At 60.1% G+C, this 15,412-nt stretch carries 18 protein-coding genes; 10 read left to right on the top strand and 8 right to left on the bottom strand.

Features of this window, described 5'->3' with window-relative positions:
• Nucleotides 1–79: 79 nt before the first annotated feature.
• On the top strand, nt 80–370 hold the full coding sequence (locus RWJ89_RS08745) for a DUF982 domain-containing protein (protein ID WP_017960359.1): 291 nt from the start codon (nt 80–82) through the stop codon (nt 368–370).
• 180 nt (nt 371–550) lie between these two features.
• Here the strand turns inward: RWJ89_RS08745 and RWJ89_RS08740 are convergent, their stop codons facing one another.
• Nucleotides 551–1,378: a nickel-binding protein gene (locus RWJ89_RS08740; RefSeq protein ID WP_131642318.1), complete on the bottom strand. Its 828-nt coding sequence runs from the start codon at nt 1,376–1,378 to the stop codon at nt 551–553.
• Nucleotides 1,379–1,814: 436 nt separating this feature from the next.
• Between RWJ89_RS08740 and RWJ89_RS08735 the strand changes: the two genes are divergently transcribed.
• The 3 genes from RWJ89_RS08735 (at nt 1,815) to RWJ89_RS08725 (ending at nt 2,615) form a co-directional block, all read left to right on the top strand.
• Entirely contained in the window at nt 1,815–2,072 is a 258-nt protein-coding gene (locus tag RWJ89_RS08735) for a DUF982 domain-containing protein (RefSeq protein ID WP_003539480.1), read from the top strand.
• Nucleotides 2,073–2,178: 106 nt separating this feature from the next.
• Nucleotides 2,179–2,349 (top strand): hypothetical protein, encoded by a 171-nt coding sequence (locus RWJ89_RS08730; RefSeq protein ID WP_162039352.1) that lies wholly within the window; start codon nt 2,179–2,181, stop codon nt 2,347–2,349.
• Complete coding sequence (locus RWJ89_RS08725; RefSeq protein WP_077981059.1) at nt 2,349–2,615, top strand: hypothetical protein; 267 nt, start codon at nt 2,349–2,351, stop codon at nt 2,613–2,615. The genes RWJ89_RS08730 and RWJ89_RS08725 overlap by 1 nt, the downstream gene beginning before the upstream one ends.
• A 160-nt stretch (nt 2,616–2,775) precedes the next feature.
• Here RWJ89_RS08725 and RWJ89_RS08720 read toward each other — a convergent pair whose 3' ends face one another.
• The 4 genes from RWJ89_RS08720 to RWJ89_RS08705 all read right to left on the bottom strand — a co-directional run bounded on the left by RWJ89_RS08720 (nt 2,776) and on the right by RWJ89_RS08705 (nt 5,712).
• The gene (locus RWJ89_RS08720) at nt 2,776–3,324 is read right to left on the bottom strand and encodes a nuclear transport factor 2 family protein (RefSeq protein ID WP_077981058.1); all 549 of its coding nucleotides are present in this window, start codon (nt 3,322–3,324) and stop codon (nt 2,776–2,778) included.
• 80 nt (nt 3,325–3,404) lie between these two features.
• Nucleotides 3,405–4,208, bottom strand: a complete 804-nt coding sequence (locus tag RWJ89_RS08715) for an SDR family oxidoreductase (RefSeq protein ID WP_131663978.1) — start codon at nt 4,206–4,208, stop codon at nt 3,405–3,407.
• Nucleotides 4,209–4,259: 51 nt separating this feature from the next.
• Entirely contained in the window at nt 4,260–4,658 is a 399-nt protein-coding gene (locus RWJ89_RS08710; protein WP_131642330.1) for a GlcG/HbpS family heme-binding protein, read from the bottom strand.
• 166 nt (nt 4,659–4,824) lie between these two features.
• Nucleotides 4,825–5,712, bottom strand: a complete 888-nt coding sequence (locus RWJ89_RS08705) for an AraC family transcriptional regulator (RefSeq protein ID WP_131663979.1) — start codon at nt 5,710–5,712, stop codon at nt 4,825–4,827.
• Between the two features lie 409 nt (nt 5,713–6,121).
• Between RWJ89_RS08705 and RWJ89_RS08700 the strand changes: the two genes are divergently transcribed.
• Complete coding sequence (locus RWJ89_RS08700; RefSeq protein WP_077981054.1) at nt 6,122–6,598, top strand: DUF2938 domain-containing protein; 477 nt, start codon at nt 6,122–6,124, stop codon at nt 6,596–6,598.
• Nucleotides 6,599–6,814: 216 nt separating this feature from the next.
• Here RWJ89_RS08700 and RWJ89_RS08695 read toward each other — a convergent pair whose 3' ends face one another.
• Genes RWJ89_RS08695 through RWJ89_RS08685 form a run of 3 tightly spaced genes read right to left on the bottom strand, consistent with a single transcriptional unit; the run spans nt 6,815 to nt 9,820 of the window.
• On the bottom strand, nt 6,815–7,456 hold the full coding sequence (locus tag RWJ89_RS08695) for a ThuA domain-containing protein (protein WP_131666021.1): 642 nt from the start codon (nt 7,454–7,456) through the stop codon (nt 6,815–6,817).
• 18 nt (nt 7,457–7,474) lie between these two features.
• Nucleotides 7,475–8,575, bottom strand: a complete 1,101-nt coding sequence (locus tag RWJ89_RS08690; protein ID WP_131666022.1) for a Gfo/Idh/MocA family protein — start codon at nt 8,573–8,575, stop codon at nt 7,475–7,477.
• 45 nt (nt 8,576–8,620) lie between these two features.
• A complete protein-coding gene (locus RWJ89_RS08685; protein ID WP_131666023.1) occupies nt 8,621–9,820 on the bottom strand; it encodes an ROK family transcriptional regulator in 1,200 nt (399 codons plus the stop codon).
• A 203-nt stretch (nt 9,821–10,023) separates the two neighbouring features.
• Here RWJ89_RS08685 and RWJ89_RS08680 point away from each other — a divergent pair, with 203 nt between their 5' ends.
• The 5 genes from RWJ89_RS08680 to RWJ89_RS08660 all read left to right on the top strand — a co-directional run bounded on the left by RWJ89_RS08680 (nt 10,024) and on the right by RWJ89_RS08660 (nt 15,350).
• Nucleotides 10,024–11,328: an ABC transporter substrate-binding protein gene (locus RWJ89_RS08680; protein WP_131666024.1), complete on the top strand. Its 1,305-nt coding sequence runs from the start codon at nt 10,024–10,026 to the stop codon at nt 11,326–11,328.
• Between the two features lie 186 nt (nt 11,329–11,514).
• Complete coding sequence (locus RWJ89_RS08675) at nt 11,515–12,453, top strand: carbohydrate ABC transporter permease (RefSeq protein WP_131666025.1); 939 nt, start codon at nt 11,515–11,517, stop codon at nt 12,451–12,453.
• Nucleotides 12,446–13,294, top strand: a complete 849-nt coding sequence (locus RWJ89_RS08670; protein WP_003539503.1) for a carbohydrate ABC transporter permease — start codon at nt 12,446–12,448, stop codon at nt 13,292–13,294. The genes RWJ89_RS08675 and RWJ89_RS08670 overlap by 8 nt, the downstream gene beginning before the upstream one ends.
• 22 nt (nt 13,295–13,316) lie before the next feature.
• The gene (locus RWJ89_RS08665; RefSeq protein WP_316030851.1) at nt 13,317–14,390 is read left to right on the top strand and encodes an ABC transporter ATP-binding protein; all 1,074 of its coding nucleotides are present in this window, start codon (nt 13,317–13,319) and stop codon (nt 14,388–14,390) included.
• 192 nt (nt 14,391–14,582) lie between these two features.
• Nucleotides 14,583–15,350 (top strand): alpha/beta hydrolase family protein, encoded by a 768-nt coding sequence (locus tag RWJ89_RS08660; RefSeq protein WP_131666084.1) that lies wholly within the window; start codon nt 14,583–14,585, stop codon nt 15,348–15,350.
• The last annotated feature ends 62 nt before the right edge of the window (nt 15,351–15,412 follow it).

Below are 15,412 nucleotides of genomic sequence, written 5' to 3'. Positions count from 1 at the left end.
GGCGCGATTTCGACTTGAATAGATTGCGGTTTTTGAGTAAAATTACACCATAAAAAAGTAATATAAATGGGAGGATACTATGTCGTCAACTCGGTTTGATCCGATTCTGCTTCATCGTCAACATTTCATCGATGAGGTCACATGCCTCGATGAAATCTTCGATGTTCTGGACGGGTGGCCGGAGGACAAACGGGGTTTGGCATATGAAACGCTGTTGAAGGCGTGCAGAGATACGGCCAACGGGCGTTTCCCGCTGAGCGCTGCGCGCGAGAATTTCCGGCGCTTTCTGAAGATGTCGGGCGTGCTTGCCAAGGTCGAGGGTGGTCCCAGGTTCGACGGGCTGATGAATCATCAAATTGGTAATGCTTAATCAGACATGGCTGTTGGGGGCCGCCTGCATGGCAGGTGAGGGCGCGCCGTGACATCAGTTGCGGCGCGTTCTGCTTTAGATATCTACAGATCGGATGATCCCCTATTTCTTGGCCACAAAGCGCCGCGGCGAGCCCTGCCAAGAGGCAGCCGGCTATTCGGGTGTCGGATCCAGCAGATCTTAGTTTACGCCGGCATTGGCCCAGTCGCATCGAAAGACCAACATAGGCTTCGAGAACCCCTTGAACCGTCGGCGCGTTGCGTGAGCGAAGAGATCGGCGGCGCCGTATTCCCGAAAAATATTCTCCGAGACGAGGATCTGGTCGCTGGAGGCTGCCGCACAGAGACGCGCGGCAAGTTGCACGGTCGAGCCGAAGAGGTCGTTGCTGTCCTCGACCGGTTCGCCGCAATCCACTCCGATGCGGATATGGAGAGGCTCGGAGTTTCCGCCGTTGTAACGTTCGAATTCCCGCTGGATCGCCATGGCGCATGCGACCGCTGCCGTTGTCGCGGCGAAGGTCGCCATGATGCCGTCGCCGGTGTGTTTCACTTCTCGGCCTGAATTCTGGCTGAGGCATCTGCGCACGATAGCGTCATGAGCCCTGACCATTTCGGTTGCAATGCGGTCGCCGAGGCGCGATGTCATTGCTGTCGATCCGACGATGTCGGTAAAGAGGATTGCCCGGTGGCCGGGATCGACGTCGCTGGATGACTGTCCAGGCGCCGGCTCAGGATCGTGAATTCGGCCAAGAAAAGCTTCGACCGCCGATAAGGCGACCTCGACGACCTCGCCGGCGACGAAACCGTGCGCCTCTCGATGCACGCATTGCGCCGTTTCCGCATCCGGCGCATCCACGAGGCAGAAGGCGGTACCGCGCCGCTGGTCGAACCAGTAGGTCAAGAACTTGACGCCGTATTTGTCCTGAATGTCGAGATCCATGCGATGCGCCCGGGCAACGTCGGCGGCTGTGGTTCCTTCAAGAAAGTGCCGGTCCATGAAAATAGGCATCGCGCTCCTCCCAGATCCGCGTGCAGATAGATTTGGATTGTACGACCCGGATGAAACTCCGTCCACCTCTGGTACAATCCATTAATGATTAGAGAGCGTCCTGCGTCGCGCAAAGCATATGAGTTGCTGTAATTCTTATAGAGTATAAAAGGAAAGACTGAGACGTAATCAGCAGGCGCGGGACTGGGAGCCCGATATTTACCATAATCGCTCGCTTAAAGACTGATCGGAGGGCCTCAGTTCAAGCTCCGTGTTCTCAAACCGGGCCGGCTGCAGGGATCTGGAGTGGACGAAGGGGAGCGTCTACACTGCGAGCATCGCTGACCAAGATCGAATCCCGTGAAGCCGCACTTCGGCTGGTGACGCGGGCTACCAACGGCATGCAAATTGCATCGTACCCATGAGCTCCACCGAAATTGGGAAAAGCTGTAGCAAAGTGAAACAGACGGCACATTTTCGACCGGTTGGCTTGGCCTCAATGGGGCTCGGCCATTACGCCGTTATTAACTCTGTGTGGGACGCCGCGCGCACGCTCCTGCGCGACTGGCCCGTAGACGACGGCGAAGAGTATTTCGAGGCCGTCAAGTCGTGCCTGGATGCGATTATCGGCGATCTCCCGCCGGAACACGTTCGGGCGGCCTTCATCAGGGCGGCACAGGAGGCGGGCATTGCCGTCATAGAAGCAGCGGACTGAATACTCTCCGCGCTTCCCACCCATCCTCAAAGCCATATTGTCCCGACGCTTGACTTTTCTTGCCGAAGTTCTAACTTAGAACAAAACAGGAACATTGGAGATGATCATGACGCATACGGAACAGGTGATCGCCAACGCCCTCGCGCTTGTCGAAGCATCCCGCGCAGCCCGCGAGCGGGATCAACAGCGTCGTGCCGCCTGGCAGAGAAAGGTCGAACTCAGCCGGCCGCTGCCGCCGTTGCCGCGCCCTGTTCAATTGCCGTTGGCGCTGAACTGATGCAGCCGGTAAAAGCCTTGGAACCCCATCGGGCACGCCCCGAACAAACTGGACCTGGTCAAGCTTGGCCGGATCAAAGCTGGCCCGATCAAGCTTGGGAAGTCGAAGCCGTGCTTGCCTGGCATGACGACAATGCCAAGGCGGCGATACGCTCGCTGCTCGATGACTGCAAACATCTCCGCCAGCAATTGGCGCTGGCGGAAAGAGTGATGAGCCGCGGGATGGCCCGCGGATGGGCGCCGCGATACGAGCGCGACGCCCTTTGACGGTCGACCTTCGCCAAGGATGTTGAGCCGGTCAAATAACGGAGCCGGCAACAGGCGTCAGTCGCCTGCCGCCCCGATCCTGCGGTTGAATCCCGGGAAGCCGGCTGGTGGCCAGCAGGATGTCCGCCGCGCGACCTTGAAACGGTAAGTTTGGTTCTGGCTAGTCGGCCGGCGTTACACGGGTCCAAAACGCGTTGAACACGACCGAATCGAAGAAGGCCGAGGCGCGGACGATACGGCCGTCGCGCATGTCGAGGAACCAGGCATAAGTGTTGGCGTAGGGCTCCCCGTCGCGGGCGATGCCGCGGGCATCGAAAAAGACGATCACAGTGTCGCCGTCGGCATAGACGTTGCGGATCGCGGGCTTCAGCGGCGCCTTCATGCGGGCGTTAAACGGGCGGATCACTTCGCGCAAGAACGCCTCGCGACTGGAATAGGTCTTCGATGCCAACGAATAGCCCTCGATCGTCCAGCGGGCGTCGTCAGCGAGGAGGTCATAAGGGCTGCCTGTGCCGGCCGCCCACGCTTCAAAGCCGGCCTCGACAGTCGTCTTGTTGCGGCGTTCAGTCTCGGTCAGCGTCTGCGGTGCGGCACGCACTTCCATCCCACCCAGAGCCAGTATGGTGGCGGCGATGCCGAGGGCAGCGTTGAAGATGCGGCGGACTAAGGGTGCCGGGCTGCGGACAGTTGCGGTTGCGATGATGGACATGGTTTCCTCCAAGGATCGGTTTGGTGGCGCGACACCGCTGGCCGGGTGTCACTTGCAGAGCTCGCCGCCAAAAATTCTGCTTAGATCTGGTTTTCCCAGGCTTTCAGCTGATGCTCCTTCAGCATGTCCTCGACGACCTTCGGTACCACGTTGCGGAACCTGCCGGTGTCGGCCGGGACGACGTCGATCATACGGTCGATCATTTCCTTCGGGTCCATCTTACCTTCGGGGGTGGCGAAGAAATCGTCGAAGCCCTTGCGCAGATCTGCGCGCTTGGTGAAGTTCTTGCTGTCGTCCAGCCAGCGGAACGGATTGTCGGCCATGGTCTCATTGTAGCCGGTGTAGTAGGCGCCCGGATTGATCGTCTGGATCTTGATGCCATAAGGGGCGAGTTCCTGCTGCAGCGCTTCGGCGATCGATTCCAAAGCGTGCTTGGTGGAGACATAGGTGCCCCAGTTGGCCGGAGTGAAGAGGCCGCCCATGGAGGACGTAAAAACAACCTTGCCCTTCTTGCGTTCGCGCACCCATTTCTGGACGACGCCCTGGGTCAGCACCAGCGGCAGGAAGACATTGACTTCGTAGTTCTTGCGAACGAGCTCGATCGGGATTTCCCAAACCGGACCGGCTTCGCCCATGCCGGCATTGTTCCAGAGCACGTCAAAGTCCCAGCCCTGCGCCTGCTTGATGTCATAGGCGTCGGTGAGGTCGAGACGCTCGATTCGAACGTTCTTCAGTCCGAGGGCGGAGACCTCCTCACGCAGCGGAGTGACCTGCGACGAAACCTGTGTGGTCGCGATAATGCTGTGGCCGTTCTTGGCCATGCCAATGGCGGCAGCCTTGCCGAAGCCGGAGCCTGCACCAGTGATCAAAATGGTCTTGGTCATGCGACATTCCTTTCGATACTTTAGGGTTGGTCAAAAGCAAGGGTTGGCACGTCACGCGACGGCTGCAGCGGCTGCCTTCGCGATTTCCAGATCCTGCGGAACCGCTCCGCCGGAAACGCCAACGGCGCCGATCACCGTGCCGTCGTGGGCAAAAAGCGAGATGCCACCGGGAAAGGGAGCCAGGCCGCCGTTGGATAATTCGAGGGCATGGGCGGGAGCGCCGGGCTTGCAATATTCCCAGACGGCCTCGCTTGTGGTTTGAAACAATACGGCCGTCCGGGCTTTGCCCATAGCAAGGTCGATCGAGCCGAGCACGGCGCCGTCCATTCGGCTGAACGCCTTGAGATGGGCTCCGGCGTCCAGGACCGTGATATTGACCGGCACGCCGATTTCTTTAGCCCGCGCCTCGCCTGCGGCGATGATCTTGCGCGCTTCGTCAATGGTAATCATCTCCCTGCCTCCTTTTTCGTTCGAGGATGAGTGCTCCCCGTTCGATGAGACAGGTGTAGGCCGGAAATGGTTTTGCGGTATTTTCAGCTCTTGCTGCGCTATGCGCAAATCTTGCGCTCCGGCGTGCGTGCACAAACGTCGAACTCTGTCCGACAGGCGGAAACCGCTAACCGGTGACGAGTGCGCGGTATTGGCCGGGCGTCAAGCCGGTCATCTTGCGGAAGACGCGCGTGAAATTCGCCTGCGAGCCGAAGCCGGTATCGAGCGCGATCTCCACGAGCGAGGATCCCGCAAGCCGCAGCTTTTCCTTGGCCGCCTCGATCCGTCGCTCGGTGACGTAGCGATGCGGGGTCAGGCCGGTGGCCTTGCGAAACATACGGGCAAAATGAAAGGGGCTAAGGCAGGCCTCGGCAGCAAGGTCATTCAGCGAGATCTCTGCGGCGATGCGGGCTTCGATGAAATCGAAGACGCGTTGCAGCCTTTTTGGATCGATGGTCGGGACCCGCACTGCAGGATGCCACCGACCAGACGAATAGGTGCCGAGCAGGTGCGCCACCAGCGCCATCTGAATGCCGTCGAGGAAGAGTCGATCGGTCGGCTCCAGGCTTCTGTTCAACAAACCGCGAAAGAGTTGGCCGATATGCAGCACCATGGGATCGGGGACGCCGCCCGCATAGGCGAGCTGCACCTTGGCCGGGTCGATGTCAAAGTTCGAAAGCGCGCTCTCACCGACGAGCGACGGCGGCAGGAAGATGTGCAGGGACTCGGGCATGGTGCCGATGATTTCTACATCGCTCTCATGGACACCCGCCGGACATATCCAGGCGACACCGGGGCGAGCGATGGCCTCCTGCCTGTGACCGTCACCGGTCCACCTGATCTTCGACTGACCCGAGAGCAGGACGGCTATTTCCGTGCATTCGAGTGTAAGGTCGACTTGCCAGCCCGGATCGAAACACCTGAGCTCGACCTGCAGCGACGAGCATTCAACGAGCCCGCCCACTCGCTCGCTGGTCCGATACTTTCTGTCCCCTTGCGATTCCACGAAAGTCATGTCGCATCCACGCCGTGAAGATAGATATAAATTCGAATTGTTCAGTCTCGGCGGGTCAATCACGACCGCCACGCCACTGTCAATCTGCAATCATCCTTGATGTATTAAATGAATAGCTTCCAGGCGCGCCGCGTTGCTGTCAGGAGCCTGGGTATTACGATCAGGATTTTGGCTAAATTTCAGGGGAGCGCAAGTCTTATGGAACAAAAGCGATACCGCAGCCCCTTGTGCCTTCAGTCAATTCACGCCTGCACTGACGCCTTTGCGGATGACCGAGCGCCGACGAGGGCAGGGACCCTCCTCCGGGGAAAAACTGCAGTTGAGGCGATGAACTGGTGGCAGTCTTGCGCAGGCGCGCCCGCAATGGTTTGGTAGCGTCCTGCATTCGCAACACTTCCGGTGATTCCCGATGTTCGATATTCTATTGCGTGGTCTGGCGCTCGGCGCCGGCGCAACAATCCTGATGGACCTCTGGGCAATCGTGCTCACCCAGCTCGGCCAGGCGGCCCCAAACTGGGCACCTGTGGGTCGCTGGTTCTGGCACCTCGGCCGGGGCAAGGTTTTTCACGAGAGCATCGCCGATGCCGAACCCTATAACAACGAACTGGCGCTCGGCTGGATCAGCCATTACGCTGTCGGCATCCTCTATGGGGTGATCTTCGCCATCATCATGGGCTCGGCCTGGCTGGCGGCCCCGACATTTCTTCCCGCCTGGATCTTCGGCATCATCACCGTCGGGGCAGGGTGGTTCCTGTTGCAGCCCGGCCTCGGCATCGGCTGGGCCGCCTCCAAACATCCGACGCCGAACAAGGTGCGGTGCTTCAATCTGCTGGCCCATACGGTTTTTGCGCTGGGGCTCTACGGGACGGCATTGATCATCGGCTGAGACAAGCCCAAACCCCTCCCCAACCCCTCCCCACAAGGGGGAGGGGCTAAGATGCCGCATCGCCTCACATAACCTCCAACGTACCAATCGGTAGAACGGTACCAGCCAGGAAGACCTCTCCATTTGGTCACTGCCGGACACCGCAGCTTAGCCCCTCCCCCTTGTGGGGAGGGGGTGGGGAGGGGTCTTGGGCAGCCACGGTGTCTGAACTTCGCCTTACCGCGCCGCCCAGTTGGCGCCGCGGCGGAAGATGGTCTTCATCTGGGGAACGTCGAATTCCTTGGCCTGATGGCCGAGCGAGGAATAGAAGACCCGGCCCTTGCCGTATTTCCGCTTCCAGACGACCGGCATGACGACGCCGTCGATCCAGTAGGCGTGTTCGCCGGTGAACTTGGTCGTCGCCAGAACCTCGTTCGAGGGGTCGACATGCATGTAATATTGCTCTGAGGTATAGGGGAAATCGGCAATACCCTCCATGAGCGGATCGTCGGGACGGGTGATGTTGACGGTATAGTCGATGATGTTGCCGGGGTGAGAGACCCACTGGCCGCCGATGATGAACTGGTAGTCGACGGAGTCGCGGAAGGCATCGCCCGCGCCGCCGTGATAGCCGGCGATACCGACGCCGCTTTCGATCGCAGTGGCGAGGTTCTTGACCTCCTCCTTCTCGATCTTCGACATCGTCATGATCGGCACGACGAGGCTGAGATCATGAACGGAAGGGTCGGCAAGCGCCTCGGTGCCATGCTCGAGATAGACCTTGAAGCCGTCCTCCTCGAGCATGGTCTTGATGATTTCGGCGCACTCCTGCGGCTCATGACCGCTCCAGCCGCCCCAGACAATCAGTGCTTCACGCATAGTCTTTCCTCCTGAAACTTATTTCGCCAACCGTCCGTCGACGATGGAATCGGACAGCGGGGCAGGGCGCTCCGTTGCCGTGGTGATCGCGACCGTCCGGCCGGTCGCGGCGGCGGTGTGAAATGCTTCCATGACTTCGAGCACATGCAGCGCCAGATCGCCATTGGCGCGGTGCGGCCGGTTGGAGCGGATCGCATGCGCCATGTCGGCAACGCCGAGCGAGCGATAGTTGCCGTCGGCATAGGGTGCTGTGACCGGCTGGTCCTCGAACGAACCGCCCTTCTTCAGATATTCCACCGGGCCGCCAAACTTGTTGGGATCGGGAACAACAAGCGTGCCCTCGGTGCCGTAGACTTCGAGCGGCACATGTTTGTGGCCGGCAACATCGAAGCTCATGGCGATATGCACGACAGCGCCATTGGCAAAGGCCATCATCCCGGCGACGTGGGTCGGCACATGCACGGGAATGCGTTCGCCGTTTCGCGGTTCGCTGGTGATCAGCCGCTCGGCCCGCGGCGTCGTCGCAAAGCCTGCAACCTGCGCAACCGGCCCGAGAAGATTGACGAGATCGGTGATGTAGTAAGGACCCATATCGAGCATCGGCCCGCCGCCGACTTCGTAATAGAAGTCCGGGTTCGGATGCCAGCGCTCATGGCCCGGGCACATGAAGGTCGCCGAGCCGCCGACCGGCTGGCCGATGACGCCCTGGTCGATCAAGCCACGCGCCGTCTGGTGGCCGCCGCCGAGGAAGGTGTCGGGGGCAGCACCAATGCGCAGATTCCTCGCCTTGGCGGCCTCCGCCAATTTTTTCCCTTCCGCGAAATTAATCCCGAGCGGCTTTTCCGAATAGGTATGCTTGCCGGCATCGAGCGCCTGCAGCGCTACGGCAACATGGGCCTTCGGGATCGTCAGGTTGACGATGATCTCGACCTTGGGGTCGGTGAAAAGCTCCTCGACAGTCTTGGCCGGAACGTTGAATTCCGCGGCCTTTGCTTCCGCCAGCTCCCGGTTGAGATCGGCGACGCCGCGGATGTCGAGGATGGGAAAGGATGCCATCGCCTTGAGATAGGCGCCTGAAATATTGCCGCATCCGATGATGCCGATACCGACCTTGTCCATGAATTCCTCCACTGATCTTGCCATTGATCTTGATTGGGGCGCTCGTCAGAGCGCCGGCCCCGTCGTACTCCAGGGCGATTCGTAAAGCTCATAGAGCGCCACCGCCGCGGCACCCTGCGCCCAGAAATCGTCGGTCGAATCGTCGAAGACGAGTTCGCTCACCCCGCGCAGCGATGGCGGAATGGCGAGCGCATAGGCATCGCGCAGGCTGTTGAGAAAGGGTTCGCCGAGCGCCAGGCTCGACCCCACAAGAATGACCCGTGGCGGCGCAAACAGTGTGACGATGTTGGCAATAGTCAAACCCACCGCTTCGCCGGCGCGGATCGCGGCGCTAATCAGCCGGTCGTCGTCTGCCTTGATCAGCGCCTGGGCATGGTTCATGCCGCGGCCGAGACGGATCGCTTCGGCAAAACGCCCGTCGGCCTGCTGTTCGCCGAGGATCGCGCTTTCGCCGGCCTGGCTGAAAAGCCGGACGATGCCGTTCGGCCCCATGCCGAGCACGAGGTCGCCGAGATTGTGGCTGAGGCCGCCGGCGCCGCGAAACAGGCTGTTGCCGTGCAGAACGCCCAGCCCCAGCGTCTGCTCCAGCGAAATCAGCACCATATCTTCGAGATCGCGCGCCTTTCCAAACCAGTGATGGCCAAGCGTGATGGCGTGGGCGTCGCTTTCGACAATGGTCGGCGTTGCCAGCCGCGTCGACATCTCGGCGGCGAAATTGACATTGGTGTCGCGAAAGATCGGGCTGCTTCTGATGTAGCCGGTGCGGTGCTCGATGACGCCGGGAAAGCCGAGGCAGACGCTGTCGACATCCTCCAGCGAAAGTCCGGCATCGACGACGCAGCGCCGGACGCCATCCTCAACCAGATCGGCGATGACGCCAATCGGCTGCCGGTCGATGCGGATCGGCAAGGCGAGCTTCGACAGCACATCGCCGCGGAAATTGGTGACGACAAAGACCATCCTGTTGGCAGCGATCTTGGCGCCCACAACGCGTGCGGCATCGGGATTGAGCTCCAGCATGACCCGCGGCCGTCCGCGCACGGCCTCATTGCGGATATCGCCTTCGTGACGCGGCAGGATCAGCCCGTCGTCGAGCAATGAGGCGGTGATGGCCGAAACGGTCGTGGTCGAGAGTTCGGTACGCTCGCTGATCTCTATCCGCGAGATCGGGCCATGGCGCCTGATGGTATCGAGCACGTTCAAGCGATTGATCGCGCGCATTAATTCGGGATCTGCGGTCTTCATGGGAACTAGCCAGGCGAGCGTTTCGTTGGGGCGGACCCCAAATATTTTTAACGGGTTACGAAATAAATAGCAGGGAATTCAGCGGTCCTGTCAAGCGCATTTGATAAAAATAGAGGCATTGGGTTGACAATATGCCAAAGCTCCGTTGAATTAATCCGCATAGGGGAAAAATTGTGAGGACAGGACCCCTGGGAGGAAAAATCATGACTTTTAGGTTCAAGAGCACTGCTCTTCGCGGCAGGCGTATCGCATCCATGGCCGCGGCTGCCGGCATGTTGCTGGCCGGAGCAGGTGCTGCTTCGGCGGCGACGGTCGTCAAATGGCTGCATCTCGAACTCGACCCGAAATATGTCGCGGCCTGGGAAGAGATCGTCAAGAAATACGAAGCCGAGCATCCCGACGTCGATATCCAGATGCAGTTTCTCGAAAACGAGGCCTTCAAAGCCAAGATTCCGACATTGCTGCAATCCGACGATGTGCCGGATTTCTTTTACAGCTGGGGCGGCGGCGTCTTGAAGCAGCAGTCCGAGACCGGCGCCCTCCAGGATGTGACGCCGGCGCTCGATGCCGATGGCGGCAAACTGCGCGGCGCCTATAGCCCGGCTTCGGTCAGCGGCCTGACATTCGAGGGCAAGACCTGGGCTATTCCCTATAAGGTCGGTCTTGTCAGCTTTTTCTACAACAAGGAACTCTTTGCCAAGGCCGGCGTGAAGGCCGAGGACATCAAGAACTGGGCTGATTTTCTGGGTACCGTGAAGAAGATCAAGGCGGCAGGCATCGTGCCGATCGCCGGCGGCGGCGGTGAGAAATGGCCGATCCACTTCTACTGGAGCTATCTCGTCATGCGCGAAGGCGGACAGAAGGTCTTCGAAGCGGCAAAGACCGGCCAGGGCGAAGGTTTCCTCGATCCCGCGATCATCAAGGCCGGCGACGATCTCGCTGAACTCGGCAAGCTCGAACCGTTCCAGCCCGGCTATCTCGGCTCGACCTGGCCGCAGGCGCTCGGCGTTTTCGGCGACGGCAAGGCTGCAATCATCCTCGGCTTTGAAAACACCGAGGCCAACCAGCGCAAGAATGCCGGTGACGGCAAGGGGCTCGCACCCGAAAATATCGGCCGTTTCGCCTTCCCGGCGGTTGATGGCGGCGCCGGCAAGCCGACCGATACGCTCGGCGGTTTGAACGGTTGGGCCGTTACCAAGAAGGCATCCAAGGAAGCGCTCGATTTCCTCGCTTTCCTGACGAATGCGGACAATGAGCGGGCGATGGCCAAGGCCGGCATGCTTCTACCCGTTTCCATCGGCGCCGGCGACGGCGTCACCAACCCGCTGCTTGCCGAATCGGCAAAACAGCTGGCCGGTTCGACCTGGCATCAGAACTATTTCGACCAGGATCTCGGCGCTGCGGTCGGCCGTGTCGTCAACGACGTGTCGGTGGAAATCGTCTCCGGGCAGATGAATTCCAAGGACGGCGCCCAGATGATCCAGGACGCTTTCGAACTGGAACAATAACCAGCGCCTGCAGACCCTTCCTGGCGCTCCGTTCCGCGCATAACCCCGAAAATCGAAATCGATTTTCGGAAAGGATTATGCGCAGATTCAAAGTGTTAGAGCGTCCTTACCGCGTCCTATTGGACGCGGGGCGCTCTAAGAGCGGAGCGCCAGCATTGCTGCCGACGAGATGCGAAAGCAGGACCCATGGCCAATATTTCAGTCCCATCGATAACCACGGCCGCGAGGCCGGCAAAGAGAGCCGCAAACAGCAAGAGTTCGGTCGCCCATGATCGGCTGACAGTGCTGTTGATCTTCCTGCCGCCGGCGCTGCTGCTTTTCACGCTCTTCGTCATCATGCCGATGGGCGAGGCGGCCTGGTACAGCCTCTACAAGTGGAATGGCTACGGCACGCCGACCGAGTTCATCGCACTGCGCAATTTCCAGGTTCTGTTCCGCAATGCGGCCTTCACGCAGGCGCTGGTCAATAACGGCCTGATCATCGTCATCTCGATCTGCATCCAGGTGCCGCTCGCCATCTGGCTGGCCACCATGCTGGCACACCGCATTCCGGGTGTCGTCGGCTACCGCCTGATCTTCTTCCTGCCCTATGTGCTGGCGGACGTCGCCGCGGGCCTTATCTGGCGCTTCGTCTATGATGGCGATTATGGCCTGTTTGCCGCCGTTTCCAACTTCTTCGGCTTCGCCAACCCTTACGTGCTCGCCGACAAGGATGTGGCGATCTATGCCGTGCTTGGCGTCATCGTCTGGAAATATTTCGGTTTCCACATGATGCTGTTCATCGCCGGCCTGCAATCCGTCGACAAGAGCGTGCTGGAGGCAGCCGAAATCGACGGCGCCACCGGCTGGCAGAAGTTCCGTTACGTGACGCTGCCGCTGCTCGGCTCGACCTTGCGTCTTTCCATCTTCTTTGCCGTCGTCGGCTCGCTGCAGCTCTTCGACATGATCATGCCGCTGACCGGCGGCGGGCCGTCCAACTCCACCCAGACGATGGTCACCTTCCTCTACACCTACGGCGTCATGCGCATGCAGGTCGGCCTCGGCAGCGCCGTCGGCGTGGTGCTCTTCATCATCTGCGTGACGCTCGCCTTCGGTTACAAAAGGATATTCATGCGCCATGACTGATATGAGCTCTTCCATCCGCATGAGCACATCAACACGCGTCTACCTCTACGTGTCGCTGAGCCTGATTGCCGCCATCGTGCTCGTGCCGCTGCTGACGACGGCGCTCGGCGGCTTCAAGACGCTGGGCGATCTGCGCACCAATCCCTTCGGCCTGCCGACGGAGTGGCAATGGGCGAACTACACCGATATCCTCTTCGGTGAACGCTACTGGCTGCAGATCGGCAATTCGCTGGTGATCGCATCGCTCACCGTGCTCCTGACGCTGATCGTATCGTCGATGGCAGCTTTCGCCTTCGCCCATGTCCGCTTCTTCGGATCGTCCTTCCTGCTCAATTATTTCCTGCTCGGCCTGATGTTTCCGGCGGCGACCGCGATCCTGCCGCTCTTCATCCGCATCCGCGATCTCGGCCTGCTCGATACCTATTGGGGCGTGGTGTTGCCGCAGGTGGCCTTCGGCCTCGGCATGAGCATCCTGCTGTTTCGAAACTACTTCCGCAATCTTCCGGAAGAATTGTTTCAGGCGGCCTTTGTCGATGGCTGCGGCTATCTCCGCTTCTTCTGGCATATCTCGCTGCCGCTTTCCCGCCCGATCGTCGCCACCGTCAGCATCATTTCCTTCGTCGGCAGCTGGAACAGCTACATCCTGCCGCTGATCATGCTGAACTCGGAATCGAAATATCCCTGGCCGCTCGGCATCATGGTCTATCGCGGCGAGTACGGCACGGAGTGGCAGCTGGTGCTGGCCTTCATTACCCTGACCATCCTTCCCACCATCATCGTCTTTTTCGTCGCCCAGAGACACATCATCGCCGGTCTGACCGCCGGTGCCGTAAAGTCCTGAGCCGAACCGTTGGAGTGCAATCATGGCATCCGTTGAACTCACCGATATCAGCAAGACCTATGGCGCCGTCGATGTCATCCACGGCATCTCGCTTCATATTGAGGATGGGGAATTCGTCGCCCTCGTCGGGCCGTCCGGTTGCGGAAAATCGACGCTGCTCAGAATGATCGCCGGCCTCGAGGAGATCACCGATGGCGAGATCGCCATCGGCGGCAAGGTCGTCAACGCCATGACTCCGCGCGAACGCAACATCGCCATGGTCTTCCAATCCTACGCGCTTTACCCGCACATGACGGTTGCTGAAAACATGGGTTTCAATCTGAAGCTCGCCGGCGTTGCCAAACCCCAGATCGAGGCCCGGGTGGCGGAGGCCGCCCGTATGCTGGATCTCGCCGAGCTCCTCGACCGCAAGCCGGCCCAGCTTTCCGGCGGCCAGCGCCAGCGCGTCGCCATGGGCCGCGCCGTCGTGCGCAATCCCGCCGTCTTCCTGTTCGACGAGCCGCTCTCCAACCTGGATGCCAAGCTGCGCGTGCAGATGCGCTCGGAAATCAAGACGCTGCACCAGAAGGTCAGGACGACCTCGATCTATGTCACCCACGACCAGATCGAAGCGATGACGCTTGCCGACCGCATCGTCGTGCTCAATCAGGGCAGGGTGGAGCAAGAGGGGACGCCGCTCGAACTCTACAGGAAACCCGCCAATCTCTTCGTCGCCGCCTTCATCGGATCACCGGCGATGAACATGCTCGAAGGCACGGTCGACGGCGAAAACGGTGAGCCCGCCGCCCGCCTCGGTGACGGCACGGCAATCCGCATCGCGCCCGACCGCAAGGTCAAGGCCGGCCAGGCCGTCACCATCGGCCTGCGCCCCGAACATCTCGTTCCCGGTATCACCGCCGGCACGCCGCTCGCCGGCCGGACGATGCTGGTGGAACCGACAGGCGCCCAGACCCATGTCGTCTTCGACCTCGCCGGACAGCAGGTAACCGCCATCGTCGACGGCGAATACCCCGCCCGTTACGGCGCCGTGTTCGAGGCAAGCATCACCAGCGATCAGGTGCACGTGTTTGACCGAGGCACCGGCGTGGCGCTGTAGGCGGGGCGGCCGGGATCATGTGAATCCTCGGTCTAGGAGATCGCCGAAACCAGCCAAGGGCGGATAGCCAGCACCTACTTGCTCAAAATACCGAAACAGACGGATGAGCGGTTTCTCAACGATTATCCGCCGCCACCGGACGTTGCCAATGCCATAAGTTGCAGTATTGTCTGTCCGGCACGCGAAAACCTGATGGTGGTTATGCCGGTAGTAACTCGACATCTCATTGACCGGGGTGACGGAGCCACGGTTGAGCTTTTTCAAGCTCAAGCCGCAAGCGAAACGCCCGCAGGAGCAATCCTATTTGTCCACGGCAATCAGGGTGGCCGTCTGCTTGGAGGGATAGAGGCGGTCGACAGCGGCGCGTTGCTTCGGTTCTGTTCTGGTTTGAATATCACTGCAGCGGCAGTCTCGCAGCCCGGTTTTGGGGCGTCAGACGGCCCTTCAGATTTCTGCGGTCCCAAAACCCAGCAAGCGATCATAGCTGCTCTCGCTTTCCTGCGGGGCCAGCCTTCCGTCGATCCTGACCGAATTGTTCTCTATGGAAACAGTCGTGGTGCCGTTGCATCGGCAATGGTCGCCACCCAGGTTTCTGATCTGCGAGCAGTCATTCTAGCCAGCGGCGTCTACGATCTTGAAGCCGCTTATCACGAGAGTTCAGACGGTTTGCGGTGGGCTATCGAGAAAGAGGCGGGCCTATCGAGAGAGGCCTTTCTGGCTCGCTCTGCATTGCATTATGCGCCCGAAGTTCGGTCTGAGACGCTGTTGCTGCATGGAAAGCATGACGACCGTGCTCCTGTTGCCCAAGCCGAACGCTTCTCAAAAGCTCTGTCCAATGCCGGAGTCCTGGCGACGCTTCACCTCTTTGAGTGTGGACATCAAATTCCAAGGAACCACATGCAGGGAGCTCTCAGGCCCTTCCTGCAAAGGGTGTTCAATCCCGCCGTGACGTACCACTAGGCAGCATGACAGCTTCGGGAACGGGAAAGTGACGAAAACCTGAAAGAGATTGAGCCCAAACC

The sequence above is a fragment of the Rhizobium sp. 10PS4 genome (genome assembly GCF_032464805.1).
Lineage (GTDB): Bacteria > Pseudomonadota > Alphaproteobacteria > Rhizobiales > Rhizobiaceae > Rhizobium > Rhizobium laguerreae.
Note: the sequence above shows the minus strand (reverse complement) of the source record. Positions and strands in the feature narration are given on the sequence as shown.